The following is a 24,902-nucleotide window of genomic DNA, read 5'->3' as shown; positions in this document are numbered from 1 at the left end:
GGAGGTCCTTACGTTCGCGATGGTGTACGGGTCGTCCGGGTCGTCCGGGTCGTACGGGAACCGGGGGCGGGGCCCGCGGGCCGCGCGGCGGCGCGCGGCCGGGGCTCGTCGAAGGCGGCCCGTAGCCGGGCCAGCAGCTCCACGAGCCGCCCGACGTCCTCGTCCGACCAGCCGCTCAGCCGCTCGGAGAGCGCCGTCGCGTGCCGGTCCGAGATCTGGACCAGCAGCTTCACGCCACTTCCGGTGAGGCGGAGCAGTCGGCAGCGCCCGTCGAGCGGGTCGGGGTGCCGGCTGATCCAGCCGCGCTCGACGGCGTAGGCGACGTGCCGGCTGGTGACCGACATGTCGACCGCGAGCAGTTCGGCCAGTTTGCTCATGCGCATCTCGCCGTACCGGTCGAGGGCCGTGAGCACGGCGGCCGCGCCGGGCGGGCAGTCGGACGGGAGCACGCGGCTCAGGCCCCGGCGGGCGGCTCCGAGCGCGCCCAGCTGCCGGGCCAGTTCGTCGTAGCGCCGCCGTGCGGCCACGGGCACCCCCTGTTTAGGTTGCTTAAGGCAACCATAAGGTGGTTAGTTGCCGAAGGCAAGGGAAATGGCGGTGCGTGGCGACAAATTTCCGGCAAAGGGTGGCTCGGGAACGGGTCAAACGGCGGCCGACCGGGACCTGAGGAGGGTGTCGAGGCCCGGTGGTGCCGGGGTGTGCCCGGCGGGCGTCGTTCGCTAGGGTCGGGCCCCATGGCGAACAACCCTCAGCATCCGGACGGCTACCAGGACCCGGCGGGCAGCACCCAGATGTTCCGCGCCTTCGTCGACGAGGGCGCGCAGCAGCGGCCGGCGGCGGGTCCCTCCACGGGCGGCACGAACGGCACGGGCGGCTCGGCCGGCCCGCGCGTCGGTCTCATCCTCGGCCTGATCGCCGTGGTGGCCGTCGTCGCGGCGGTGGCCTGGCTGGCGCTGTCCTGACGGACGCGGCGACGCGGGGCCGGCGGCCGCCGCCGGGATGACCGGTACCGCCGGGCGGCGGCGGCCTTCGGCGGCACGGCCGTCCGTACGGGCCCGGGCCGGGCGGTTACGGGACTGGCCGGGCGGTTACGGGCCCGGGCCGGGCGGTTAGGGGACTGGGCCGGGCGGTCGGCGACGCCACGCGCGGCGCGAGCCCTTCACGTGCCGCGTTGTCCCGAGGGCGTAGTCGGGTTCCGCGGCGGGGCGGCGCGGCGCTGCCCGCGTCCGCGGAGGCGGTCGCGTACGTGCGGCGGACCGGTATACGGCCGGCCGCGGGCGCGCGCGGGCCGACGCGGCGCGGTCCGGGACCGGGGCGCGACGCGAGGGGCGGCGGCCGACGGCCAGGCCGCTCCGGGCGCGCCCAGGCAGCTTCGGGCGGCCAGTCGGCTCCGAGCAAGCGGCCAGGGCCCCAAGCGGTGAGGCAGGCTCGGGCGCGGCCAGGCGGCCCCAAGCGGTGAGGCGGCCTCAGACGCTGCCAGGCAGCCCAGCGGTGAGGCAGGCTCAGACGCTGCCGGACAGCCCCAAGGCCCAGACAGCCAGGCGGCTTCAAGGCCGACGGCGGGGTCAGCCCAAAGGGGCCAGCCCGAAGGGTCGGCCCGGGTCAGTCCGCGATGAGCCCCTCCCGCAGCTGGGCCAGCGTGCGCGTCAGCAGCCGGGAGACGTGCATCTGCGAGATGCCGACCTCCTCGCCGATCTGCGACTGGGTCATGTTGGCGAAGAAGCGGAGCATGATGATCTGCCGCTCGCGCGGCGGCAGCTTGGCCAGCAGCGGCTTCAGGGACTCGCGGTACTCCACGCCCTCCAGCGCGCTGTCCTCGTACCCGAGCCGGTCCGCCAGCGAGCCCTCGCCGCCGTCGTCCTCGGGGGACGGCGAGTCCAGGGAGCTGGCCGTGTAGGCGTTGCCGACCGCGAGGCCGTCGACCACGTCCTCCTCGGACACGCCGAGGCACGTGGCGAGTTCGGTCACGGTGGGGGAGCGGTCGAGTTTCTGCGACAGCTCGTCGCTGGCCTTGGTCAGCGCGAGACGCAGCTCCTGAAGCCTGCGCGGCACGCGCACCGACCAGCTGGTGTCGCGGAAGAACCGCTTGATCTCGCCCACCACGGTCGGCATCGCGAAGGTCGGGAACTCCACGCCCCGCTCGCAGTCGAACCGGTCGATCGCCTTGATCAGACCAATGGTGCCGACCTGGACGATGTCCTCCATCGGCTCGTTGCGGCTGCGAAAACGGGCGGCCGCGTACCGCACGAGGGGAAGGTTCAGCTCGATGAGGGTGTCACGTACGTAGGTGCGCTCCGGGCTGTTCCGGTCGAGGGCGGCGAGCCGCAGGAACAGGGAGCGGGAGAGGGTGCGGGTGTCGATGGCGTCGTCGCAGTCGTCCAGCACGTGCGGTGCGTCGTCGGTGAGCACCTTCGAGCTGCCCAGTTCTACGGACATGCCACCCCCTTGAGGTCGCGGACGGATCCCGGCTGCGCTCTGCGCGTCGGACGCAGCATCCCCCTGCTTACCGGAGGTCGAACCACATCAGACGCCGTTCCCGCAGAATGTCACATGTCGGCAACACGCTGTAGCGCCATGTCGACATTACTGCCGATGAGACCCGAGGGCGAGTCACTCGTGCAGGTTACGACTCGATCCGATTTGCGGATCGTAGCCGCGCGAAGCTCCGCGACAACAGGCGTGAGACGTGCATCTGGGACACTCCGAGCTCCGCGCTGATCTGCGACTGGGTCAAGTTGCTGTAGTAGCGCAGCAGCAGGATGCGCTGCTCACGCTCCGGCAGTTGCACCAGCAGATGCCGTACGAGGTCGCGGTGCTCGACCCCGGCCAGCGCCGGGTCCTCGTACCCGAGCCGGTCCACCAGCCCCGGCAGGCCGTCGCCCTCCTGCGCGGCCTCCAGCGAGGTGGCGTGGTAGGACCGCCCGGCCTCGATGCAGGCCAGCACCTCCTCCTCGGACAGCTTCAGCCGCTCGGCGATCTCGGCGGTCGTCGGCGACCGGCCGTGCAGCACGGTCAGGTCCTCGGTCGCCCCGCTCACCTGCACCCACAGCTCGTGCAGGCGGCGTGGTACGTGCACGGTGCGGACGTTGTCGCGGAAGTAACGCTTGATCTCGCCGACGACGGTGGGCATGGCGAAGGTGGGGAACTGCACGCCGCGGCCCGGGTCGAACCGGTCGATGGCGTTGATCAGGCCAATGGTGCCGACCTGGATCACGTCCTCCATGGGCTCGTTGCGGCTGCGGAAGCGCGCGGCGGCGTACCGGACCAGCGGCAGGTTGGCCTCGATCAGCGCCGCCCGCACCCGGGCGTGCTCGGCCGTGCCGGGGTCCAGGGCGGCGAGTTCGGCGAACAGCACCTGGGTGAGCGCCCGCGCGTCCGCCCCCCGGCCGCGTCCGCCTCCGGAAGCCGCGCCCGGGCGTCCGCTCCCGGGCCGGGGCGCGCCGCCGGAGCGGACCGCGGCGCCCTGGTGGCTCTCCGGTGCCGGGCGGGCCGCGGGGGTCTGGCGGGGCCTCGGCCCGACCGGCCCGCCGGGCGCGCCCGGTCTGTCCGGTCCGCCTGGTCCGCTCGGCCCGCCTCTGTGGGCGCCCCCGCCGTCCTGGCCGCCGCCCTCCGCGCCGCCGTCGGCGCCGTCGGCCCCGTCGCGGCGCGCGCCGCCGCGGCCCTCGGAGCCGTGGCCGGAGCCGCGGCTGTCACTGTCACTGAGGAGCGGCGTTTTGGGCGCAGTACGGGCCGACACGGTCTCGCCACCCCTTCACGAAGCACACACCCGTCAAAAGCGGTCATAGCATCACAAGACAGATACAAGGTGTGCAAGCACCGTATAACTACGTGTTGGTGGCGAGCGCGGCGCGCGTCCGCCGAGTGCCGCAACCGTCCGCCGGACGCGCCGGAGCCCCGCCCGGCGCGCTCGGCCGGACGGGGCCCCTGAGTGTGGGACGGCCCCCGTCGCCAGGTCGGGGGCCGGGTGGTGTCACTCGACCAGCTCGGTCATGAACTCGCCAATTTGGTGGGCGGCCTCGGAAATGCCCTCGAAGCCCTCCTGGACGAGATCGGCCGCCCGCGCCGGGGTGTTGATGATGGTGTACAGGACGAAGATGACGATGATGTAGAACGCGACTTTCTTCGCCTGGGCCATCTCGCGCCGCCTCCCCTGCCGTTCCCCTGTGCGGTCGCGTGAGTCTATCCACACGATTGGCGCAACAGTCACACCTATCTGATCATTCACGGCGTGTCCCCCCGCGCCGAACCCGGGTGACGCCCGGCGGTCCACCCGGCCTGGCCGGCTCCGGCGCCCGCGGCGGGGGAGCGGACCGGGCGCCGCGCGGGGCCCGGGGGCGGCGGGCTCCGGGCCGCGGTGGCAAGCCGCTGGTCAGCGCGTGCCGGGCGGGTGGCGTACGGCGGCGCGCGGCGGGTCCTGGGCGGCGTTCCGGCGGCGTGCGGAGCCGCATTCTTATGCGGGACATTCCATGCATATCCCGGCCGTTCCCTGTCTGGTTTTCGCTCTATTGAACGCCGGATTCCGGGAACTACGCTCGCCTCTCGACTTACCGACGGTAAACCTGTGCTCACTCATCCGGTAAGGCTGCGCCGATCCGGTTGCCGTGCTCGCCGCCCACGGAGGGACCCCGATGGCCACCGAGGCCGACCGACCACTCACGCCGCCGCGTAGCGGCCGTGGGCCCGGCGGTCGCGGCCGGCGGGGCGGGGAGCCGGGGGAGCGCGTACGGCGACGCCACCGCGCCGGCCCGAGGTCGCGAACCGGGCGAACGGCGCGAACGGCGTGGGCGGCGCGCACCGCGTGGGCGGACCGCGCCGCGCGGCGGGCGGGAGCGGCCCGCCGGGCGTTCCGCCCGCCCGGGACGGCCGACCAGCCGGACGCGGCCCGACCGCCCGGAGGGCCCGGACGACCCGTACGGCCTGTTCGGCCGGGCCCGGGTGGGCCCGGCAGGCGACCGTACGGCAGGTACGGCCCGTACGGCCCGTCAGTTCGCCGGTACGGGCCGGGCGGCCCGTACGGGCGGCACGGGCCCCGCGGACCGGACCGGCGGCCGGACCGGTGAACCGGCCGGACCGGCCGGAGTGACGGAACCGGCCGGAGTGGCCGGAGCCGACCGCTCCGCCGTGGCCCCGCCGGCCGCCCGGCGCCGTCGACCCGGCGCCGGCCGCACCCCGGCCGGCCCGGCCGGAACCGCCCGCACGGCTCGCACCGCGAGCACGGCCCGTACCGACAGCTCACCCAGCACCTCCGGTACCGCGCACACCGCACCAACCGCATGACCCAACGCCGCACCCGCCGCTGGCTGAGAAAGGACGCCGATGCCGCACGTCGGCCACCCCATCCGATTCTTCGACCATCGCACCACCTCCCTGTACGCGGGCCGCCGTGGCGCGGCCGCCGAGCAGCGCCACACCAAGGGCCACGCCGGCGACGCCCCGCGGGCCGCGAGGGGGCAGCGCACCGTAGGGACGACGCGGTTCACCCTCGCCACACCCGACATCCACGCCTGCTACCCGCCGCCCGGCGCGGCCGGGGACTTCCACGAGTCCCGGCCCCACCTCACGGTCGGCCCCGCCGCCCTGCCGTGGTTCCGCCGCCTGCGCGGCGCCCACGGCGGCCCCGCGGTGGCCCTGCTCGTCTTCCGCGCGGGCGAACTCCCAGAGGACCCCGAGGCCGTCGGCCAGGTCACGGTCTCCACCGTGGGCGCGCTGCTGATCGGGGACGCGGGCCCGGGCGAGCCGCCGGAACCCGACCCCGAGGGGCTGTTCGCCGGTGACTGCGCCCGGCCCTGCCGCTCCGTGCTGGTGCCCGGACCGCTGTTCGCGGCCGTCTGCCCGCGCCCCGCCGAGCTGGCCCTGCTCACGCGCACCCGCGCGGGCGGCTCCCCGGCGCCGCGCGTGGCGGCCTTCCCGCCCCGGCGCCGGGAGGGCGACGGCGACGCCGCGTCCGTCGTCGCGCGCCGCTTCCCGGCACCCGCCGGCGGCCGGCACGTCGCCCACCTCGTCTCGCTCGACGGCCTCGAACCGTACGTCGACGGCGCCGAACCGCCCGCCATCGGCCTGCGGCTGGTCTCCCTGTACGCGTGGTCGTTCACGTCCGAACCCGCGCGGGGCCCCGCCGGGAACCGGCACCGGCGGCCGGGCCCGACCCCGGACGCCGCGCCGGCCCCTGACCCGGCGCGGGTCCCGAAGCAGCGCGCCGCCGAACGCCCGGCCGCGAACCGGGACTTCGGCCCCGCCGAGGCCCCGGGCCCCGACCCGCGCAGGCCGGGCGGGCCGGGCCGTCCCGGCGGCCGACCCGGGATGTCGGCCGGGGACCCGCCCGGCCCGTGTCCCGTCCCGCCGCACCACGACGCGGACGGCCGCCCCGGCGGCGTGGCGGACAGCGGCCCGGACGGCACCGTGGACAGCACCGTGGACAGCCGCCCGGACGGCTCCGCGGACGGCCGCCCCGGCGCCGCCGGGGACGACCGCCCGGCGGGGGACCGTGGCCCCGCCGACGGCCCGGCCACGGCCACGGCCGGGGCCTGGCTCCCGCTCCTGCCCCCGTCACCGGACGCGGCGCCGGACGGGCCCCTGCCGGCCCTCGCCGACCTGCCGGGCCTGCCGGGCCTCCCAGACGCGCCGGACCTGCCGGATCTCCCCGACCTGCCGGGGCTGACGGCGCGGCCTGACCTGGCCGGCGCCCCGCCCGCGCCCTGGTGGCTCGGCGACGCCGACGGCGCGCTGCCGCCGCGCCTCACCCCGTGCGGGCCCGCCGCCGGCCGTCCGCAAGGCCCGTTCACCGCCGGTCCGGAGCCGCTGCGGCCGGTGCCCGCGCCGGGCGCCGCCTCCGCGCCGGGCAGCGCGTCCGCGCCGGGCACGGGCTCCTGTCCGCCGCAGGCGCCCGCCGCCGACCCGTACGTACGAGACCCCGCCGCCGACCCGTACGTACGGGTCGGGAACGGGCGGCGCGGACCGCGGACCGGCGGCGCGCGCGGGCGCCGGTCCGCGGACGGCGGTACCCCCGGCCCGGACGGCCCGGACGGACCGGAGGGCCGGGACCAGAGAGCGGCCCCCGGCCACCTGTCCGCCTTCGAACTCGGCCGCACGCTGGCCCTGGCCGACCCGGCCTTCCGCACCGCCCTGCTGGAGTTCCGCACCACCGCCCGCCGCGCGGCCCGCCGCCTGCTGGCCCACCCGCGGTTCGGCGGCAACGCCCGCCCCGCCCCCTACCCGGCCGCCGCCCGCGTGCCGGGCGCCCAGCCGCGGACCGGCCCGCCGCTGCGGCAGGCCGAGGTGCACGCGGCCCTGGCCCGGCAGGAGACGCTGGCGGCGCTGCGCGAGGCCGCCGAGCCGCGCCTGGGGCTCGTACGGGCCTGGCGGGACCAGCTGCGGCGGCTGGAGCCGGTGCCGTTCGACCGCCTGGTGCCCGACCCGGCGGCCCTGCCCGTGGAGAGCCTGCGGTTCTTCCACGTCGACCGGGACTGGATCCGCGCGGCCTGGGACGGCGCGCTGAGCGTCGGCGTCGGCCACGCGGTCGACGCCGCCCTGAACCAGCTCGCCGGCGGCCTGCCCGACCAGGACCTCCCCGCCTGCGGCCTGCTGCTGCGCTCCGCGCTGGTCCCGGCCGGTCCCGGCCCGCTCCTGGCGGCCTCCCGCGCGGGAACGCCCGTCGCACCCGTGCACGAGGCCCGGTACGGCGCGGACGTCCTGCTGCTGCTCTACGCCGACGTGATCGACACCGTGGCCCTGGCCGGACCGCCGCTGCCGCGCGCCGCGTACGAGCCGTACGGAGCGTACGAGGGGTACGGACCGTACGCGGAGGCCGGACCGTACGAGGAGGACGGACCGTCGGCCGTCGCCGTCATGGGGTGCGACGAAGGGCAGGACCGCGCCCCGGACGCCGACGGCCTGGCCGCCGCCCTGACTGCCCGCCCGACCCGCAAAAACGACGGAAACGATGAAAACGGCGGAAGCTCCGGAAACGACGGACGCGGCGGGAACGGCGCGCGCGGCACGGCGTCCGGACATGCGAACGGGCCCCACTCATGCGAGTGAGGCCCGTCGCCCTTACTGCTCACAGCGGTAGCGGTGGGATTTGAACCCACGGAGGAGTTGCCCCCTCACACGCTTTCGAGGCGTGCTCCTTCGGCCACTCGGACACGCTACCGAGAGAGAGCTTAGCGGACGGGTGGGCGTGCTGGCGAAGTCGGTCCCGCCCGCCGCCGCCCCCGCGCACCGGCCGGTAGGCGGTCCCCGTCCCGGGGCTGACCCGCCGGGCCCCACCAGGGCCCCCGGCTCAGGGGCGGCGGAAGAAGCGGGTCAGCGGCGCGGCGCACTCCGCGGCGAGGACGCCGGAGATCACCTCGGGCCGGTGGTTCAGGCGCCGGTCCCGCACCACGTCCCACAGGGAGCCGACGGCGCCCGCCTTCTCGTCGGCCGCCCCGTACACCAGCCGGTCGACGCGGGACAGCACGAGGGCGCCCGCGCACATCGTGCACGGTTCGAGCGTGACGACGAGCGTGCAGCCGGTCAGCCGCCACTCGCCGCGGCGGCGCGCGGCGGCGCGCAGGGCGACGACCTCGGCGTGCGCGGTCGGGTCGCCGTCCGCCTCGCGCGCGTTGCACCCGCTGCCCAGCACCGTGCCGTCCGGGCCCAGCACGACGGCGCCGACCGGCACGTCGGCCGTCTCGGCCGCCCGCTCGGCCTCGCGCAGCGCCAGGCGCATCGGCGCGTGCCACGGGTCGCGCAGCGGGTCGGGCAGCGGGTCGGGCAGCGGGTCGGGCAGCGGGTCGGGCAGCGGGTCGGGCAGCGGGTCGGGCAGCGGGTCGGGCAGCGGGTCGGGCAGCGGGTCGGGCAGCGGGTCGGGCAGCGGGCGCCCGGAGCCGGGGCCGGGCGACGGGCGTCCGGGGTCCGGGCCGGCCGGCGGGTCGGGCACGGTGGGCGGCGGGGCGGCGGTCAGCGCACCGCCTCCAGGACCTCCGTGCAGCCCAGCATTTCGGCGATCTCGTCCAGGGCGTCCCCGTCCAGGGTCTTCAGCTCCTTGGCGGTCATGCCGAGGTCGGCGAGGATGTCGGCGTCGCCCAGCGGACCGGCGGGCACCGGCCGGTCGCCGTCCGGCTCGTCGGCCGCGCCGTCGGGCTCGCCGTCCTCGGTGCCGTCGAGGTCGACCAGGCTGTCCAGATCGTGGTCGTCCGGGTCGCGGCCGAGCAGCTCGTCGGTGAGCATCGCCCCGTACGAGCTGCGGGCGGCCGCGGCCGCGTCCGACACGTAGATGTGCGGGTCGTCCTCGCCGTCCACCCGGACGACGCCGAACCACGCGTCCTCGTGCTCGATGAAGGCCAGTACCGTGTCGTCGTCCTTGGAGACCGCACGGGCCAGTTCGATCAGATCAGCCAGCGTCTCCACGTCGTCTAGCTCTGTGTCGCTGGCTTCCCACCCGTCTTCGGTGCGCGCGAGCAATGCGGCGAAGTACACCGTGACTCTCCCACTGGTCAGAGGCGTGCCGAGGCGAGCGGACACTGCCCGCCCACTCGGAATCGTGGCAGAAACAAACGCTTCGCGAGAGGTCTTCCGCGCTGCGTCGTGCACCAGTCCCAAGAGATGTCGCTCACGCGGACCGGAAACAGTCTGACATGGGGGGTTCGCCGGGACTTCGGCACGGCTTCACTGGTCCTGACGCGGTCTCCCGCATTCTTTCCCCGGTCCCGCCGGAATCTCACCGGCGCCCCCGGCCATCCCACCGGAAGCGCCGGAAGCACCAGGCGGACGGCGTGCCGCCGGCCGGGGTCACCAGCGGAACGTGCGCATGCGCATCGCCTGCCGCATACGGGCCGCGCGGGCCCGGCGCGGCCGGACGCGCTCGCGCAGCTCCCGGGCCTCCTTCAGGTCCCGCAGGAACTGCGCGCGGCGGCGCCTGCGCTCGGGGTCCGACTCCCGCGCTCCCGCGTCCGGTCCTCCTCGGGCCGCCGCCTGCCCGGCCCCCGGGGACGTCCTCCGCGTCCCTCCCGCCGTCCTGTCCGGTCCTCTCCTGTCGGTCCCCACCGTCTCCGTCCCCCTCGCGGTCCTCCGCGCCGTCCCCGTCGCACGGCGGAGCTCGTCCCGGTCAGCCATCGGCCACACCACCTGGAGCTGGATTCGCGCCCGGCCGGTCACGTCCGGGCGTACGTGCGTGCGTGCGTACCGGGCTGCTTCCCCCGTTCCCGGCGAATGATGCGGGCGTGGCCGCAGGCTGCCACCGGGCTGCCGTCTGCGGCTACTGTCTGCGCCATGCGGATCCACGTCGTCGACCACCCGCTGGTGGCGCACAAACTCACCACGCTGCGCGACCAGCGCACCGACTCACCGACCTTCCGCCGGCTGGCCGACGAACTGGTGACGCTCCTGGCGTACGAGGCGACGCGCGACGTGCGCGTCGAGCCGGTGGACATCGTCACGCCGGTCACGCCGACGACCGGCGTGCGGCTGGCCCGGCCGCGGCCGCTGGTGGTGCCGATCCTGCGGGCGGGCCTGGGCATGCTCGACGGCATGGTGCGGCTGCTGCCGACCGCCGAGGTCGGCTTCCTCGGCATGATCCGCGACGAGGAGACCCTGGAGGCGTCGACGTACGCGACCCGGATGCCGGTGGACCTCTCCGGCCGGCAGGTGTACGTGCTCGACCCGATGCTGGCCACGGGCGGCACGCTGGTACGGGCCATCCAGGAACTGCGGTCCCGGGGCGCCCGGGACGTCACCGCGCTGTGCCTGCTGGCCGCCCCGGAGGGCGTGGCGGCCATGGAGCGGGAGCTGGCGGACGCGCCGGTCACGGTGGTCACGGCGGCCCTGGACGACCGGCTCAACGAGCAGGGGTACATCGTGCCGGGGCTGGGCGACGCGGGCGACCGGATGTACGGCACGGCGGACTGACGGCCCCTGCCGACCCGGCCCCTGCCGACCTGGCTCCCTGCCCACCTGGCACCTGCCGACCCGGTCCCCGCGACCCGGCCCGGCACTCCGGCCCGTACCGCCCAGGGCCGTACCCCAGGGCGGTACCCCCCAAGGCCCGTACCGCCCAGGCGCTCACACGATGCCGTCCGCGATCTCCGCCTGCTCGCTGGGGCTGCCGTACGCGGACGGCACCGCGTACCGCCGGCGCCTGGCCCGCCACCACAGCGTGGCCAGCACCAGGACCACGGCCAGGGCCACCGAGGCGTAGTTCATCGACTCCACGGTGACCGGGCTGGACTGCGGCAGGCAGAACAGCACCGTCACCACCGTCACCCATGCCACCGCCACGCACCCCACCGGGCGGCTCCACCGGCCCAGGTGCCAGGGCCCGGGGGTGAACCGGTCGCCCGCGCGTAGTCGCAGCAGGACCGGGATCGCGTACGCCGGGGTCATGCCGATAACGTTGATGGCCGTCACCGCGCCGTACGCGGTCTCCGAGTACAGCGACGGCAGGGCCAGCACGCCGGCCACCGTGACCGACAGCCACACCGCCGGACACGGGGTCTGGGTGCGGCTGCTGACCCGCAGCCAGCGCGCGGAGCCGGGCAGGGCGCCGTCCCGGCTGAAGGCGAACACCATCCGGCTGGCCGCCGCCACCGCCGCGTTCCCGCAGAACAGCTGTGCGACGATCACGACCAGCAGCAGGAGGCGGGCGCCGGTGCCGCCGACCGCGTCGAGGAAGATCTGCGCGGGCGGCACGCCGGTGGCGCCGTTCAGGGTGCCGTCGTAGTCCTGGATGGCGAACGTCAGCCCGACCAGCAGCACGAACCCGGCGATCCACGACACCCAGATCGCGCGCACGATGCCCCGCGCGGAGGACACGCCCGCGCGGGTCGTCTCCTCCGACAGGTGCGCGGAGGCGTCGTAGCCGGTCAGCGTGTACTGGCTCAGCAGCAGGCCCATGGCCGCCACGTACACCGGGTTCGACCAGCCGGTGTCGTTGACGAAGCCGGTGAACACGAAGTCGGCCGACTGGTGGTGGTCCGGCACGGCCGCCAGCACGCCCGCGATCAGGGCGACGCCCAGCAGGTGCCACCCCACGCTGACCGAGTTCAGAAGGCTGACAAGTCGCACGCCGAACAGGTTGAGCACCGCGTGCAGCAGCAGTACGCACCCGAACAGGCCGAAGGTGGCGCCGGGGGTGGGCCGGAAGCCCCACTGGAGGTTCAGCAGGGCGCCGGCGAACTGCGCGGCGCCGTAGTCGATGGCCGCTATGCCGCCGAGCAGCCCGAGCATGTTGAGCCAGCCGGTGTACCAGCCCCACGCGCGCCCGCCGAGCCGGTCGGCCATGAAGTACAGCGCGCCGGAGGTGGGGAAGGCACTGGTGACCTCCGCCAGCGCCAGCCCCACGCACAGCACGAACAGCCCGACTCCCGCCCAGCCCCACAGCATCACCGCGGGCCCGCCGGTGCGCAGCCCGAAGCCGTACAGCGTCATGCAGCCGGACAGCACGGAGATGACGGAGAAGCTGATGGCGAAGTTGCCGAACGGGCCCATGCGGCGGGCGAGGACCGGCTGGTAGCCCAGCTCGCGCAGCCGCTCCTCCTCGGCCTCGTGGGCCCGTCCGGGCCGCGCCGCGCGCGGGGCGGGGGACACGGTTACCTGCACCTCCGGCGTGCGGTCGCGACGGCGGAACGGTTCCTCCGGGCGGGGCCTCGCGCCTCGGCGCGAGGCCCCGCCCGGCGGGGCGGTCAGGGGGTGGGGACACGGGGTGGGGGCACGACACTGCCGTACGGGCCGCGCGGGCCGGCCCGGCCGGGCGCGCCCAGCGGACCGCGCGCGCGGTGCGGCTCGTACGGGCTGTACGGACCGTACGAGCCGTCCGCGTCCTCCGCCGCGTCTGCGGCGTCGTCTCCCGCGTCTTCCGAGCCGCGGCCGGGGCCGCTGTCGGCGTGGGCCGCGCGCCCGCCCTCGGAGCCGCCCACACCGCCGCCTGAGCCGTCCGCGCTCGCGCCTTCACCTTCACCCTCGCCCGAGCCGCCCGAGCCGCCCGAGCCGCCGTTGGCCGGGGTCCGGCCGGGCGCCCGTCCGCCGGCGGTCCCGGTCGCGGCGGCCAGGCAGCGCTCCCGTGCGCGCAGGAACTCCTCCTCCGCCAGCTCGGGCCGGTCCGGGTCGCCGGTGCGGTAGGCCCACGGCAGCGGCGTGGCGTACGGGCCCAGCTCCTCGAAGACGCGCGCCGCGCCGTCGTAGAGCCGCGCCGCCCACAGGGCGTGGGCGAGGTAGTTCAGGTCGAGCGGCGAGCGGGTGGCCCGGTCGGCGTGGTCGAACCAGCAGTGCAGGGCGCGCTCGGCGTCCCCCACCGCGTGCTCGGTGATCCAGTGCAGCTCCAGCGCCCGCCCGGGGGCCCGGCGGCGCTGGGCCCGGTACAGGTCGGCGCTGACGTACAGCGGCAGGGCCAGCAGCGACGCGCCCCGGGGCGCCCAGGAGACCACCCAGCGCACGAAGTGGACGGAGTCGGTGCGGCCGTCGCCCGACCAGGTCTTCAGGCACTGGAGCATGCGGTGGTACGCCTCGCGGTTGCACGGGTCGCGCCGGTCGGCCTGCTCCAGCAGGCCCCACGGGCCCGTCGGCAGCAGCGGCTCCGGCGGGCGGGTGGCGCACTCCGCGCTCGCCCGTCGTCGGTCCACCTGGGCCAGGGCCAGCAGGCACACCCACGGCACCGGGTCGGCCGGCGCCTCGCGGACGGCGACCCGGCAGGCCTGCCACGCCTCGTGCGCCAGCTCCGCGGTGCGCGGGTGGCCGGTGCGGTGGGCCCGCAGGGTCCGTTCCACGCTCACGCGCGTGTGCATCACCAGGGCCGCGGTGCTCTCCGGCTCCTCCTCGCGCCACGCCTGGACGACGGTGGAGCCGGCCGCGGCGGCGGCGAGCACCTGGGTGCGCGCGGTCCACAGCGTCCAGCACTCGGTGCCCGCGAGCAGCTTGCGCATGGACATCCAGCGGCCGGTGCGCAGGTCCTGGAGGGCCATCCGCAGCCCGTCGTCGTGGGCGGCCGGGTGGTACACGGGACGGAATCTGCCGCTGCGGCCCGACGGCGCGCCGCCGCCTCGCATCAGGCTGCCTCCCACGGTGCCGGCGGCGGCGCCGGCGCCGGTGCCGAAGCGGCGTCGAGCGTGCGCCGTAAGCTGCTGAGGGGCATCCCCGAACCCTCCGTCGGACTGCGTGGGCCCCACACTCTCGTGCAGGGGAAAGCCCAGGTGCAAGGGCCGCTCGTGACGGTCCGGTGAAAACGAGTCGACACCGCGGGGGCGGGACGGCGGCCGTCGGGACGGCGGGTCAGCAGCCCGCCACGGACGGTGCGGGCGAGGGACGGCGCAGAGCCTCCAGCGCCCGGTCCGCCTGCGGCCTGGCCGTCAGGCCGGTGAAGCCGTCGCCGATGACCAGGTCCACGTCGTCGCTCCGGCGGCCGTCGCTCCTGGTCTGCGCGCCGTGGACCTGCGTCGCGAGCACGGGCAGGGCGCCGCGGGCGGCGGCCGGGGAGCCCAGCAGCAGCCCGGCGGACTTCACCTTTTTGTCGTACTCGGCCGGGGCGTTGCCGATCCGGCCGACGCGGAAACCGCGGGCCCTGAGGTCGGCGGCGGTACGTTTGGCGAGATCCTTGCGCTGCGTCGCGTTGTAGACATTGACGGTCAGGTCGGCGGGCTTCGGCGGCGTCCCCGCAGGCGCGCGGCCCGCGCCGCGCGCCCCCGACCGCGCCTGCGCGCCCTGCCCGTGGCCGTCCCCGGCCGTGGCGCGCGCCTGGCAGCCGGCCGACCTGTGCCGGGCGGCGCCCGGCTCGCCGTCGTCGCCGGAGAAGACGTCGATGAGCTGCGTCGTCCCCCAGCCGATCAGGGCGACGGCCAGCACCGCGCCGACAGCGGCGAACACGAGCCCGGGCCGACCCCGCCGACGGCGCATGCGTGGGTGGACGGCCCCCGTGATGCGGTACTTGCCCCCCATGCCGGGAGGGGTGAGCATGCTCATGTACGCAGCGTAATGCGCCTCGCGGGCGATGCCTACTAAATGATCAACGGTTGCGGGTCAGTCCGACCCGAAAGGGCCAACGCGAGCCGCTCCGCCGCCCTCCGTACGGACCACATCCGGCTCTGGTCGGGCCCGGTCCGCCGCGGTCCGCCCGCGCGGTCCGCCCCGGCCCCGGGCCCTCAGGCCGGCCTCTAGCCCAGCTCCAGCACGCGCGCGTGCAGCACCTGGCGCTGCTGGAGCGCGGCGCGCACCGCACGGTGCAGCCCGTCCTCCAGGTACAGGTCGCCCTGCCACTTCACGACGTGGGCGAACAGGTCCCCGTAGAACGTGGAGTCCTCCGCCAGCAGCGTCTCCAGGTCGAGCTGCTGCTTGGTGGTGACGAGCTGGTCAAGGCGTACCGGGCGGGGCGCGACATCCGCCCACTGGCGGGTGCTCTCCCGGCCGTGGTCGGGGTACGGCCGCCCGTTTCCGATGCGCTTGAAGATCACACGGAAAGCCTACCGGGCAAGCGGCGTCCGGCGCAGCCGTGGCCGCGTGCGGACGGCCGTCGGGCGGGAGCGGACCGGGGCGCGGCGGCGCGCGGCCGGTACGGCCCGGGCGGCCCGTACGGGCTCCGGACCGCGTCGGCCGCGGGACGGGGGCCGTACGCGGGCGGGACCGGGGCCGCGGGCGGGCGCGGGCGGACCGCACGTGCGGGTGCCGGGCAGTCGGAGCCGGGCGGGCCGTACGGGCCGGAGCCGGGCGGGCCGACCGGAGCCGTACGCAGCCGCATGGGCCCGTACGGAGCCGCATGGCCCGGTACGCAGCCGCATGGGCCCGTACGGCCGTCAGGTCGCGGCCGCCGTGCCCCGCGCCCCGGCGGGCTCCCGCGCCGCCGCGGGATCCGGCGCGGCCGCGGGCTCCCGGACCTGCCCGGCACCGGCGTCCGGGCGCGTGTACCCGTACCCCCGCTCGACCCGGGCCACGTGCACTGTGAAGGACTTGTACCAGCGCTCGCGGCCGTAGGCGCGGGTCAGGGTGTGCTCGGTGTGCTCCCGCCAGCCCGCGATCGACTCCTCGTCGCGCCAGTACGACACCGTGATGCCCAGGCCCCCGGGGTCGCGGGCGGAGTCGACGCCGAGGAAACCGGGCTGCTCGGCGGCCAGCTTCAGCATCTCCTCGGCCCGCTTGCCGTAGCCGTCGTCCCCGGGGGTGCGGACGGAGGTGAACACCACCACGTAGTACGGCGGAGCGGGCAGCGGCGCGGGCGCCGGGTCGGGCATGGGGTTCCTCCAGCGGAAGGGCTGTGCGGGTGTCGCGTTCTACGTTCTCGCACACCAGTGCGAATATCAATCGGCTTACCGGCCTCTTCGCAGGTCCGCAGCCTGGAAAATCCCGTGACTCAAGGGGACGCTGCGCCTCCCGTACTCCATGATGGGAGTGCCGCCGTCGGCCATGCGAGATTATTGTCCGTATATGGGCGTCTTACGGGCGTCATGGGTGGCTGCGGTAGGCCGGGGCAGGGTGCGGCTGCCGAAGAAGACCGTTCGGTGCCGCCGAGGGAGAGTGAGAGGTGTGCGCGAGCCCGCCGCTGCCGACTCCGGTCCGCGACAGCTCGACCCGCTGCTGGACCAGGCGATGCGCGAGTCCGGCGCGTCGGTGGGCACGGTGTACCTGCTGCCGCCGGGCGAGCAGGTGCTGCGCCTGACGGAGCTGACCGGCATCCCGGTGGAGTTCGCCGCGCCCTGGCTGCGCGTGGCCCTCTCGGCGCCCGACCCGCTGGCCGACGCGGTGCGCGAGCGGCGCCTGGTGTGGATCGGCAGCCAGGAGGAGATGGCGCGCGCCTACCCGCGCACGGCGCTCGCCGTCCCGTACCCCTTCGCGCTCGCCGCCGCCCCCATCCTCAGCGGCGACGCCTGCTACGGCGGGGTGGTGCTGCTGTGGCCCGGCTCGCACCGGCCGGAGATGACCCCGCGCGAGGGCCAGTCGGTCGCCGCCGCGTGCCGGCGCATCGCCGCCACGCTGCGGCAGGCGGAGGAGGAGGGGCACCCGGTGCTGCCCGGTCCCGAGCCGCTGGTGCTCGACCCGCCGCGGTCCCGTACGCCCGAGTGGAACGAGGCGCTGGCCGCCGTCGACTTCGTCGACCGCCTCCCGGAAGGCGGCTGGGGCCTGGACCAGGAGGGCCGCATCTCCTTCGCCAGCGCGGGCGCGGCCGAGCTGGTCGGCCGCAGCGTCCCCGACCTGCTCGGCTCGCCGCCCTGGGAGGCGCTGCCGTGGCTGAAGGACCCGGTCTTCGAGGACCGCTACCGGGCCGCCGTCATCAGCCACCAGCCCACGTCCTTCACCGCCATGTGCCCGCCGGACCGCTGGCTGTCCTTCCAGCTCTACCCGGACGTGTCCGGGGTCAGCGTGCGCATCACGCCCGTACCGCTGGCCCACCCGGCCGCCCACCCGACACCGGCCCTGCACGGCCCGGCCGCGCTCGCCGGTCCCCCGCGCGGGCGGACGCCGCCCGGCCGTACCGCGCTGTCACCCGGCGCGTCCCCGGAGGGCGCCGCGCCCGCGCCGGGCCGCGCCGGGCCGCGCGCCGCCGAACCCCCGGCCGGACCGGCCCGCGCGGGCGCGCTCTACCTGCTCACCCACCTGGCCGCCACCCTCACCGAGGCGGTCGGCGTGCGGGACGTGGTCGAGCAGGTCGCCGAGCAGGTCACGCCCGCCTTCGAGGCGCAGGGCTTCATCCTCTTCCTGGGCGAGGGCCGCCGGCTGCGGATCGTGGGCCACCGCGGCTACAGCCCCGAGGCCGTCGACCTGCTCGACGGCTTCTCCCTGCACACCGCCCAGCCCACCCCGGCCACGCTCGCGCTGACCGTGGGCCTGTTCAGCTTCTACGGCTCGCCGGAGGAGCTGGAGCGGGCCTACCCGATGGGCATCCCGGAGGTGACGGGCAAGTCCGCGTGGGCGTTCCTGCCGCTGATCGCCTCCGGGCAGCCGGTCGGGGTGTGCGTGCTGTCCTACGAGGAGCCCCGCGAGTTCGACCCGGACGAGCGCACCGCCATGACCGCCGTCGCCGGGCTGATAGCCCAGGCCCTCGCCCGGGCCCGCCTCTACGACACCAAGCACGAACTCGCCCACGGCCTCCAGGCCGGCCTGCTGCCCACCGCCCTGCCGGAGGTCCCCGGCCTCGGCGTCGTCGCCCGCTACCTGCCCGCCACCCGCGACATGGACATCGGCGGCGACTTCTACGACCTCATCCGCCTCGGCGACGCCTCGGCCGCCGCCACCATCGGCGACGTCCAGGGCCACAACGTCACCGCCGCCGCCCTGATGGGCCAGGTCCGCACCGCCGTCCACGCCACCGCGGGCGCCGCCCCCGGCGCCGTCCTCAGCCGCACCAACCACCTGCTCACCGACCTCGACCCGGGCCTGTTCACCAGCTGCCTGTACGTCGACCTGGACCTGCGCGCCCGCCGCGCCCGGCTCGCCACCGCAGGCCACCCGCCCCCCCTGCTGTGCCGGCCCGACGGCCGCACCGAGCCCGTACCGCTGCGGCCCGGCCTGCTGCTGGGCATCGACCTCACGGCCGACTACCCGACCACCGAGATCCCGCTGCCGCCGGGCGCCATCCTCGCCCTGTACACCGACGGCCTCGTGGAGCGCCCCGGCGTCGACCTGGACGAGGCCACCGCCGCCCTCGCCCGCGCCCTCTCCGAGGCCCGCCACCAGCCCCTGGACACCCTGGCCGACACCCTCATCAGCCACGCCAGCCACACCGACTCGCGCAGCGACGACATCGCGCTGCTGCTGCTCCGGGCGGAGCCGGAGGGGGCGGACGGGCCGGACGGGGGGTGAGGGCCCGCCCGCCTCCCGGCCGGTCTACCGGTCGGGCGCGGGGTCGTCGCCCCGCTTGGGGCTCACGGCGCGGTCACCTCGCCGTGGTCCTCGTCGGGGAGCGGGGCCGTCAGCCGGGCGGTCAGCTCGGGGTCGGCCAGGATCCGGGCGGTGGCGCGCCACTCGGCGATGACGCGGTGCAGGGTGGAGTGGACGTCCAGATCGGCGGCGTCGCGCGCGGCGGCCACGAGGTCGACGACGAACTCGCGGACCTCCTCGGCAGACAGGTGCCGGGTCCAGGGGAACATCTCGGGCAGGGCCAGCAGCACGGCACGCGCGCCCTCGTCGCTGCGGATCAGCGATGCGAACAGCCGCGCGGTGACATCGGCGGTCTCCTCCCGCTGCCGGTCGTGCCGCTCGGTGGTGAGGTAGAAGTCCTCGCCGTCACGCCGCATGACGTGGACGCGCTGGGCCTGCTCGACGGCGGCGGCGACCCGTTTCGAGTTCCTGGACAGCTCGGAGAACGAGACGGTGGGAGCGGACATGGCGCCAGGATATTTCGGAACGTGTTCCGAACAAAGGGGAATCCAGGTGACTCCCGGCGGCGGAGCGCCTACCTGAGCGCGAGCGGGAGATCGTCGTAGGCCAGTTCGACGCGGTCGGCGGGGGCGACGACTCGTAGGACTTCCAGCGGGCGGTACCCGTGGCAGGGTGCGGTCATGACGACGGCCCCCGATCACGGGAGCCGTCTGGACAACGTGTAACGGTTCGCTCCTGGGGTCACTCGCTGGCGACCTGCCACAGTCCGGGGGCGTACACGTCTTCCCAGACCTCGATCGGACCGTCAGGGTCGTAGAAGGCTGTATGGAGAACCAGGACGGGAACGGCGGCGTGCGGTGGGACGTGGATCTCCAGAGCGGCCAACTCGTCTGAGCTGGCCAGCCGGGCACTACGGCGCTCCGGCCCTCTGGTGATCTTTTTGCCTGTCCGCTCCGTGTAGGTCGACTGCCAGAACGGGATCAACTGGCCTTGCTGAAGAACCTCCGGAACGACGGCCGCGGCGCGCAGGTGAATGCACGACAAGGCCACGACAGAGGGCTTGCCGTCCTGCCGGAAGGTACGCCGCCGGACAACGATCTCGTCGAAGAGTTCGATGCCAAGCTGCTCGGCGATGTCTGCGTCCCCGCAGCTACGGCGTATGGCGACGTGATCGGCGCTGCTCTCGCCTTGCGCGTAGGCGCGACCGGTTCGTTCGAGCCGTGAGAGGCGGTCGGCACCTGTGACCGCGAAGGGCGAGACGAAGACGCCTGCGCCTTTACGGGCTTTGACCAGCCCTTCGCTCTGGAGCACGCTCAGTGCGTGCCGGACGGTCATGCGCGCTACGCCGTACTTGGCCATGAGTTCGTTCTCACCCGGGAGCCTGGCACCGGGAGCGTGCTTGCCCGCCTGAATGTCCGCTTTCAGGTCATCCGCGATCCGTTGGTACTTCGACTTCCGGGCGTCCTCGTGCTGCGTCACGTCCCCACTCCTTCTGGTCTCTAGACAGCTTAGAACCCTTGTCTAGGTGTTCACTCTTCTGGCCCGAGTGCGTCTCTATCTAGATGGAGTTGACAACTCTAGACATGTGGACTCTACTGAGTCTGTCTAGAGATGACGTGGAGAAGTGGCCTCCGAGGAAGGGGTGTGCTCATGCCATCACTCAAGATCGATCTCACGGCTGCTGTCGTGTTAGCCGTGATCGCTCTCGCTCTGGAGATGGCCCGCAAGCGGACCGGCGAGCGGACCGACCGCCTGCGGGCCGCTCGCGGCGAGCGGCGGGCGCGGCGCAGGCGGCGGCGGGCGGCGTGGCTGGCCGCGTACGGGATCGACGTCGGGCCGCGCCGGATCCACGGCGTGCGCGTCGCACGGGCGGGGGTGTCGGCGTGGCGGTGATGACGATCCGGGTCTACCGGTTCAACCCGGTGACTCGGGAGCGATCCGAGGTCAGCTCGGTGTCGTACGTCAGCAAGGCGGGCAGCGGCTTCGCCCCGGCGTCGTGCGAGTGGCCTCGGTGTGAGTGCCCCCGGTGCCGGGCGACGGCCGACGGCCGCGAGCGCCGGGCCGAGGGGGAGCGGTGAAGGGGGTGGTGCGGCTGCCGTGGTCCACCGTGGACGGCACGCCCTGCTACACCGTCCCGGCCCCGGACGGCCACGGCACCGGGGCCGTGGGCGCGCTGGCGGACGTGTGGGAGGCCGCGCAGGTGCTTCAGGCGCGCAGCGTGCTCGGCGCGGCGCGGGTGTGGCTGGCGCCCGGAGTGCGGGTGGACGGCGGGCGGCTGCGGGCGGTGTTCGTCCGGCTGGTGTGGTCCCTCGTCCGCATGGTGAAGGTGGCCGAGAGCCGGGGGCAGCGGCTGGGGCGCTCGGACGCCGGGGAGGCGGCGCGGGTGGAGATGGCCCGCGTGCTCCTCGGGCACACCGAAGACCTACTGGTCACCGGCAACGCCGAAGTCTTCCAGCTGCGGTACGTCCTGGCCCGGCTGGTGGAGTGCCTGGCCGCCATGGTCGAGATCGCCGAGGCTCGGGGCGCGCTGCTGGCCGCCCCGGACGACGGCGGGGCGCCGGACGGCGACGGGGCGCGGTGTGGGAAGGGGGCGTGCGGGTGACCGGGTTCGCAGGCCCGCCTCCGGCCGCCAGGGCCGGAGGCGGAGGGTGGCTGTCCGCGCAGTGCGCGGCGGCTGTCCGGCCCGGCGGCCTCGCCGAGGCGCACGCCCTGTGCCACGGAGGCCGCTGCGCCTGCCGCTGCCACCGCAAGATCGCGGTCAGCCTGGGCGTACTCATCGGCGGCCCCGAGCCCGTGACGGGCGATCACGACCCTGCTCCCGGGCCCGCTCCGGTGCCCGGACCGGCCCCGGCCGAGCGGTCCGGCCGGGCGGGGGACCGGCGCCGTACGCCTCCGGTGACCCCGCGGGAAGCGGCGGCCGAACTGCGCGAAGCGGGCTTCGAGCCGATCGAGGCGTATCCCGGCCGGGCGTCGGTGGGCTGGTCGTGCCGGTGCCTGACGTGCGGTGCGGCCCGGCGGCTCAAGCTCAGCGAGGTGCGCGCCGGACGCCGCTGCATGCACGTCAGGGGCGTACCTCCTCCCTGAAGACGGGGGCGCGGCGCGCTGACCCTCCGGCAACTCCCGAGCCGGGCGTGGCCGGTCAGCGCGCCCGCCCCTCCAGCCCGGCCCGGCCGGGGACCAGGGGACAGCCCCCGGACGGGCCTCTGACCGGTCCGCGCCAGGGTGCCTGACCGGCCGCCCGGGGAGTACGGCACGCGGTGGGGGTTCCAACCGGTCAGCAGTCGGTGCCGGAGACCGAGGGGTCGTGGTAGCGGACGGTACGGCGGGGAGACAGGCGCGGCACGGCGGCGGCCCCCTCGCCGTCCTCGGTGGGCGGGTACGCGGCGTCGGGGGCGCAGGCGAGCTGGGGTGCGCAGGTGTCGAAGGCGGGGTTGCAGTCCGGGTTGCACACCGGGGTGGCGCTGACGGCCGTGTGCGGGAAGACCTGTTCCAGTTCGGCGCGTGCGGTGCGCATCGGCTCGCCGTCGTAGATGGCGGCGAGGCTGGTCTCGTGGACGTTGCCGAGCTTCATCCAGCGGGCGAACACGCACGGCCACACGTCCCCGCCGGGCCCGACCGCGACCTTGCCGCGCCCGCACCGGCCGCACAGCTTGCCCAGGTCCGGGAGGGCTCCTTCGGCGCCCCGTCCGAAGGGGCGGATGGTGTCGGTGCGGACGTCCCGGATGCCCAGGCTGAGGAGTTCGTGTTCGGCGTGCTTGGCGCGCTGGCCGTCGAGGACGTGGATGACGCTGCCGCGCACGGGGATGCCGAGCTGGCGGGCCTTGCGGAGGTTGGCGCGGGCGCGGGCGTGGGAGCCGGGGGTCTCGGTGACCTCGTCGTGGTCGGCGGGGTCGTCGCTGTAGTAGCTGACGGCCAGCCGCACGCCGGGCAGCCGCAGGGCGTCCCAGACCGGTTCGCGGACGTGGGTGAGGTTGGAGAAGACCTCCACGCGCATGGCGTACCGGCGGGCGTGGTGGATGAGGGCGGGCAGGCCGGGGTGCAGCGTGGGCTCGCCGCCGATGAACTGCACGTCCCGTACGCCCAGGTCGTGCAGCTCGTCCAGCACGCGGCACCAGTCGGCGTCGGTCATGGTGCCGTGGTCGCCCTGCGGGGAGGACCCGGCGTAGCAGTGGCGGCAGGCGAGGTTGCAGAATCCCGTGATCTCCAGCCACGCGAACTGCGGGCGCAGCGGCAGAGCGTGCATCGGTCCTCCCGAGGGGTGCGGGAGCGGACGCGCGCGCTGCCAGGCGGGGAGCCGGGCCCGTGCTCCGCTCGTCAGCAGACCGTAGGAGCGGCGATTGCGCTGCCGAGCCTCAATTGCGCGTGATTGCGGGCGACGGGGCAGTGGTGTGCGCTGATTGCGCGCGTTCACGCCGACGGGGCGTCGAGGGCGGCGCGGGCGCGGGTGATGAGCCGGTGGGCCTGGTGCCCGTAGACGGCGGACTCGGCCATCCACTCCCAGGCGCGGACGTACAGGGCGATGTCGTCGGGGGAGTCAAGCCACATCTCGGTGTTGATGGTCTCCACGGTGACGAACCGATCGTCGTAGATCCAGAAGCCGTGGTCCGGTGCGAGGCGAAGCCGAGCGGCGAACGGGATGACGCCGAACTCGACGGTGTCCATGCCAATGACGCTGAGGAGCCGGTCGAGCTGGGCGACCATGACCTGCGGAGGACAGACCAGAACTCGCAGCGCGCCCTCCCAGACCAGGAAATGGAAGCGGCGACCGGGCTCGTACAGCGCCTCCTGACGGCGGATGCGTGCCCGGACGGCTTCTTCGATGTCCCGCGGCGTTTGCTGAAACGCGGCGTAGGTGGCGAACATGTGGCGGGCGTAGTCGGGTGTCTGGAGAAGACCCGGTATGCAGCCGATCTCCACGGCGCGGATGGTCCGGGTCTTTGAAGTCTCGGCGATAGCGAGTTCCTGCCGAGCGCGGAACCCTCCGGCAAGCTGCCGCCGCCACGAGCGGTGCTGGGACTCCAGGCCGCGCAACCGGCCCTTGAGGTCTTCGGCCTCGGCGGGGGCGCCGACGGCGTGTGCCCACGCCTCCAGATCCTCTGGAGCGGCGGTCTGCCTGGCGTTCTCCAGCCGCGAGACTTTCGAGGGCTGCCAGCCCAGCCGTTCGGCCAGGCGCTTGCCGTTGAGTCCGGCCTCGGTGCGCAGCTCGCGCAGCCGCGCACCGAGGGCGATCCTCGCGGTCTGGAAGTCGGTGCTCACATGATGGAAGCTACCCGGCTCTGGAACTCGGCTGTAGGCACGGCGTGGTGCCACGCGGTGTCGCGGACCTGGCAGGCCCGGACGACCGTCTCGGCGTCCTCGTGCACGTACACCCCGAGCGTGGTGTCGTCCGCGTCGAACTCGAACCGCACGACCGTTCGCGAGTCGAACAGCCAGAAGTCGTAGTCCGGCAGGCCCAGACGGACGGCCTCCGACCGGTAGAGGTTACGGATGTCCTCCCCGGCCTTGACGTTGCCGAGGCCGGTCGCGAGCAGGTAGCGCTGACCCTCGGTGGGCGGGTCGTCCACCAGCCGTACGCGCTCGAACCGCTTGCCCTGCCGGGTCTGGAGCCGAATGTTGGCCAGCCAGGGGCGGTCCAGATCGCAGTCGGAGACCTCCGCGCCCTTCAGGAACTCCTGCCACTTGGGACCCTGCCGGTCGGAGGCGTAGCCGCGCCGCGTCTCCAGCCGCCAGGCGGTGTGCTCGTAGTCCTCGAAGAAATGCGTGACCTCGGTGAACGGGATCAGCTCTGGCAACGTCACTCCTTGGGGGCGAAGCGGACCAGCAGCTCGCGCGGGACGACGAAGAAGGTCTCGGAGTCCTTCACGTCGCGCAGCTGAGCGAGGGCGTCGGGGTCGGTGACGCGTTCTCCCTGGACGAGGATGAGATCCGAGCCCAAGTCCTCATACAGGCTGGGGCAGGCGCCGTCCTCGGACGTAGTGCCGAGAAACCTGAGTTTCACAAGCGGCTTCCTTCCTGCGCTGTTTCACTGACTGCGTCCACTCTCCTACACACCGTTGTGCCGGTCTGTTTGATTGCGCGGGATTGCTACTGGGCTGGACGCGGACCTGTGATTGCGCGCAATGCGTCGGCGG

Annotated in this window: 25 protein-coding genes and 1 tRNA gene; 7 read left to right on the top strand and 19 right to left on the bottom strand. The window is 74.8% G+C overall.

Annotated elements, in window-relative coordinates; genetic code table 11:
• Positions 1-8 precede the first annotated feature (8 nt).
• Positions 9-527: a MarR family transcriptional regulator gene (locus RKE29_RS07405; protein ID WP_312004255.1), complete on the bottom strand. Its 519-nt coding sequence runs from the start codon at positions 525-527 to the stop codon at positions 9-11.
• A gap of 207 nt (positions 528-734) precedes the next feature.
• Between RKE29_RS07405 and RKE29_RS07400 the strand changes: the two genes are divergently transcribed.
• A complete protein-coding gene (locus tag RKE29_RS07400) occupies positions 735-962 on the top strand; it encodes a hypothetical protein (protein ID WP_312004254.1) in 228 nt (75 codons plus the stop codon).
• A 640-nt stretch (positions 963-1,602) separates the two neighbouring features.
• Here the strand turns inward: RKE29_RS07400 and RKE29_RS07395 are convergent.
• The 3 genes from RKE29_RS07395 to RKE29_RS07385 form a co-directional block, all read right to left on the bottom strand.
• Positions 1,603-2,436: an RNA polymerase sigma factor SigF gene (locus RKE29_RS07395; protein WP_312004253.1), complete on the bottom strand. Its 834-nt coding sequence runs from the start codon at positions 2,434-2,436 to the stop codon at positions 1,603-1,605.
• A 187-nt stretch (positions 2,437-2,623) separates the two neighbouring features.
• Positions 2,624-3,736 (bottom strand): RNA polymerase sigma factor SigF, encoded by a 1,113-nt coding sequence (locus RKE29_RS07390; RefSeq protein WP_312004252.1) that lies wholly within the window; start codon positions 3,734-3,736, stop codon positions 2,624-2,626.
• 234 nt (positions 3,737-3,970) lie between these two features.
• Positions 3,971-4,189, bottom strand: coding sequence for a hypothetical protein (locus RKE29_RS07385; protein ID WP_312004263.1), 219 nt, complete (start codon positions 4,187-4,189; stop codon positions 3,971-3,973).
• 1,127 nt (positions 4,190-5,316) lie between these two features.
• Here RKE29_RS07385 and RKE29_RS07380 point away from each other — a divergent pair.
• On the top strand, positions 5,317-8,037 hold the full coding sequence (locus RKE29_RS07380; protein ID WP_312004251.1) for a hypothetical protein: 2,721 nt from the start codon (positions 5,317-5,319) through the stop codon (positions 8,035-8,037).
• Positions 8,038-8,062: 25 nt separating this feature from the next.
• On the opposite strand, the gene RKE29_RS07375 is transcribed toward RKE29_RS07380, so the two are convergent.
• The 4 genes from RKE29_RS07375 to RKE29_RS07360 all read right to left on the bottom strand — a co-directional run bounded on the left by RKE29_RS07375 (position 8,063) and on the right by RKE29_RS07360 (position 10,023).
• Positions 8,063-8,149 (bottom strand) — tRNA-Ser (locus RKE29_RS07375).
• Positions 8,150-8,278: 129 nt separating this feature from the next.
• The gene (tadA, locus tag RKE29_RS07370) at positions 8,279-8,779 is read right to left on the bottom strand and encodes a tRNA adenosine(34) deaminase TadA (protein ID WP_312004260.1); all 501 of its coding nucleotides are present in this window, start codon (positions 8,777-8,779) and stop codon (positions 8,279-8,281) included.
• 158 nt (positions 8,780-8,937) lie between these two features.
• Complete coding sequence (locus tag RKE29_RS07365; protein ID WP_312004250.1) at positions 8,938-9,456, bottom strand: hypothetical protein; 519 nt, start codon at positions 9,454-9,456, stop codon at positions 8,938-8,940.
• Positions 9,457-9,768: 312 nt separating this feature from the next.
• Positions 9,769-10,023 carry a hypothetical protein gene (locus RKE29_RS07360; RefSeq protein ID WP_312004249.1) on the bottom strand — a complete coding sequence of 85 codons (255 nt, stop codon included), beginning with the start codon at positions 10,021-10,023 and terminating at the stop codon, positions 9,769-9,771.
• A gap of 225 nt (positions 10,024-10,248) precedes the next feature.
• On the opposite strand from RKE29_RS07360, the gene upp reads away from it, so the two are divergent.
• Positions 10,249-10,884 (top strand): uracil phosphoribosyltransferase, encoded by a 636-nt coding sequence (gene upp, locus RKE29_RS07355; protein WP_312004248.1) that lies wholly within the window; start codon positions 10,249-10,251, stop codon positions 10,882-10,884.
• Positions 10,885-11,037: 153 nt separating this feature from the next.
• Here upp and RKE29_RS07350 read toward each other — a convergent pair whose 3' ends face one another.
• From RKE29_RS07350 to RKE29_RS07330, 5 genes are all read right to left on the bottom strand, one after another.
• Complete coding sequence (locus tag RKE29_RS07350) at positions 11,038-12,561, bottom strand: amino acid permease (protein WP_312004247.1); 1,524 nt, start codon at positions 12,559-12,561, stop codon at positions 11,038-11,040.
• 95 nt (positions 12,562-12,656) lie between these two features.
• Positions 12,657-13,967 (bottom strand): hypothetical protein, encoded by a 1,311-nt coding sequence (locus RKE29_RS07345; RefSeq protein WP_312004246.1) that lies wholly within the window; start codon positions 13,965-13,967, stop codon positions 12,657-12,659.
• 271 nt (positions 13,968-14,238) lie between these two features.
• Complete coding sequence (locus RKE29_RS07340; RefSeq protein ID WP_312004245.1) at positions 14,239-14,925, bottom strand: LytR C-terminal domain-containing protein; 687 nt, start codon at positions 14,923-14,925, stop codon at positions 14,239-14,241.
• A 191-nt stretch (positions 14,926-15,116) separates the two neighbouring features.
• On the bottom strand, positions 15,117-15,413 hold the full coding sequence (locus RKE29_RS07335) for a type II toxin-antitoxin system VapB family antitoxin (RefSeq protein WP_003986294.1): 297 nt from the start codon (positions 15,411-15,413) through the stop codon (positions 15,117-15,119).
• Between the two features lie 339 nt (positions 15,414-15,752).
• On the bottom strand, positions 15,753-16,187 hold the full coding sequence (locus tag RKE29_RS07330; protein ID WP_312004244.1) for an antibiotic biosynthesis monooxygenase: 435 nt from the start codon (positions 16,185-16,187) through the stop codon (positions 15,753-15,755).
• A gap of 292 nt (positions 16,188-16,479) precedes the next feature.
• Here RKE29_RS07330 and RKE29_RS07325 point away from each other — a divergent pair, with 292 nt between their 5' ends.
• Complete coding sequence (locus RKE29_RS07325) at positions 16,480-18,753, top strand: SpoIIE family protein phosphatase (protein WP_312004243.1); 2,274 nt, start codon at positions 16,480-16,482, stop codon at positions 18,751-18,753.
• Positions 18,754-18,815: 62 nt separating this feature from the next.
• Here the strand turns inward: RKE29_RS07325 and RKE29_RS07320 are convergent, their stop codons facing one another.
• Both RKE29_RS07320 and RKE29_RS07315 read right to left on the bottom strand, forming a co-directional pair.
• The gene (locus tag RKE29_RS07320) at positions 18,816-19,277 is read right to left on the bottom strand and encodes a prevent-host-death family protein (RefSeq protein ID WP_312004242.1); all 462 of its coding nucleotides are present in this window, start codon (positions 19,275-19,277) and stop codon (positions 18,816-18,818) included.
• A gap of 235 nt (positions 19,278-19,512) precedes the next feature.
• Complete coding sequence (locus RKE29_RS07315) at positions 19,513-20,250, bottom strand: GntR family transcriptional regulator (protein WP_312004241.1); 738 nt, start codon at positions 20,248-20,250, stop codon at positions 19,513-19,515.
• A gap of 216 nt (positions 20,251-20,466) precedes the next feature.
• On the opposite strand from RKE29_RS07315, the gene RKE29_RS07310 reads away from it, so the two are divergent.
• From RKE29_RS07310 to RKE29_RS07300, 3 genes are all read left to right on the top strand, one after another.
• Positions 20,467-20,664, top strand: a complete 198-nt coding sequence (locus RKE29_RS07310) for a hypothetical protein (RefSeq protein ID WP_312004240.1) — start codon at positions 20,467-20,469, stop codon at positions 20,662-20,664.
• Positions 20,665-20,845: 181 nt separating this feature from the next.
• The gene (locus RKE29_RS07305) at positions 20,846-21,373 is read left to right on the top strand and encodes a hypothetical protein (RefSeq protein ID WP_312004239.1); all 528 of its coding nucleotides are present in this window, start codon (positions 20,846-20,848) and stop codon (positions 21,371-21,373) included.
• Positions 21,370-21,855, top strand: a complete 486-nt coding sequence (locus tag RKE29_RS07300) for a hypothetical protein (protein ID WP_312004238.1) — start codon at positions 21,370-21,372, stop codon at positions 21,853-21,855. Before RKE29_RS07305 ends, RKE29_RS07300 begins: the two co-directional genes overlap by 4 nt.
• Before the next feature lie 190 nt (positions 21,856-22,045).
• On the opposite strand, the gene RKE29_RS07295 is transcribed toward RKE29_RS07300, so the two are convergent.
• The 4 genes from RKE29_RS07295 to RKE29_RS07280 all read right to left on the bottom strand — a co-directional run bounded on the left by RKE29_RS07295 (position 22,046) and on the right by RKE29_RS07280 (position 24,769).
• Positions 22,046-23,014: a radical SAM protein gene (locus RKE29_RS07295; protein ID WP_312004237.1), complete on the bottom strand. Its 969-nt coding sequence runs from the start codon at positions 23,012-23,014 to the stop codon at positions 22,046-22,048.
• Between the two features lie 164 nt (positions 23,015-23,178).
• On the bottom strand, positions 23,179-24,027 hold the full coding sequence (locus tag RKE29_RS07290; protein WP_312004236.1) for a helix-turn-helix transcriptional regulator: 849 nt from the start codon (positions 24,025-24,027) through the stop codon (positions 23,179-23,181).
• A complete protein-coding gene (locus tag RKE29_RS07285) occupies positions 24,024-24,563 on the bottom strand; it encodes a DUF6879 family protein (RefSeq protein ID WP_312004235.1) in 540 nt (179 codons plus the stop codon). Before RKE29_RS07285 ends, RKE29_RS07290 begins: the two co-directional genes overlap by 4 nt.
• 2 nt (positions 24,564-24,565) lie before the next feature.
• A complete protein-coding gene (locus tag RKE29_RS07280) occupies positions 24,566-24,769 on the bottom strand; it encodes a hypothetical protein (protein ID WP_312004234.1) in 204 nt (67 codons plus the stop codon).
• Positions 24,770-24,902: the final 133 nt, after the last annotated feature.

The sequence above is a fragment of the Streptomyces sp. B1866 genome (assembly GCF_031932565.1).
Taxonomy (GTDB): Bacteria; Actinomycetota; Actinomycetes; order Streptomycetales; family Streptomycetaceae; genus Streptomyces.
Note: the sequence above shows the minus strand (reverse complement) of the source record. Positions and strands in the feature narration are given on the sequence as shown.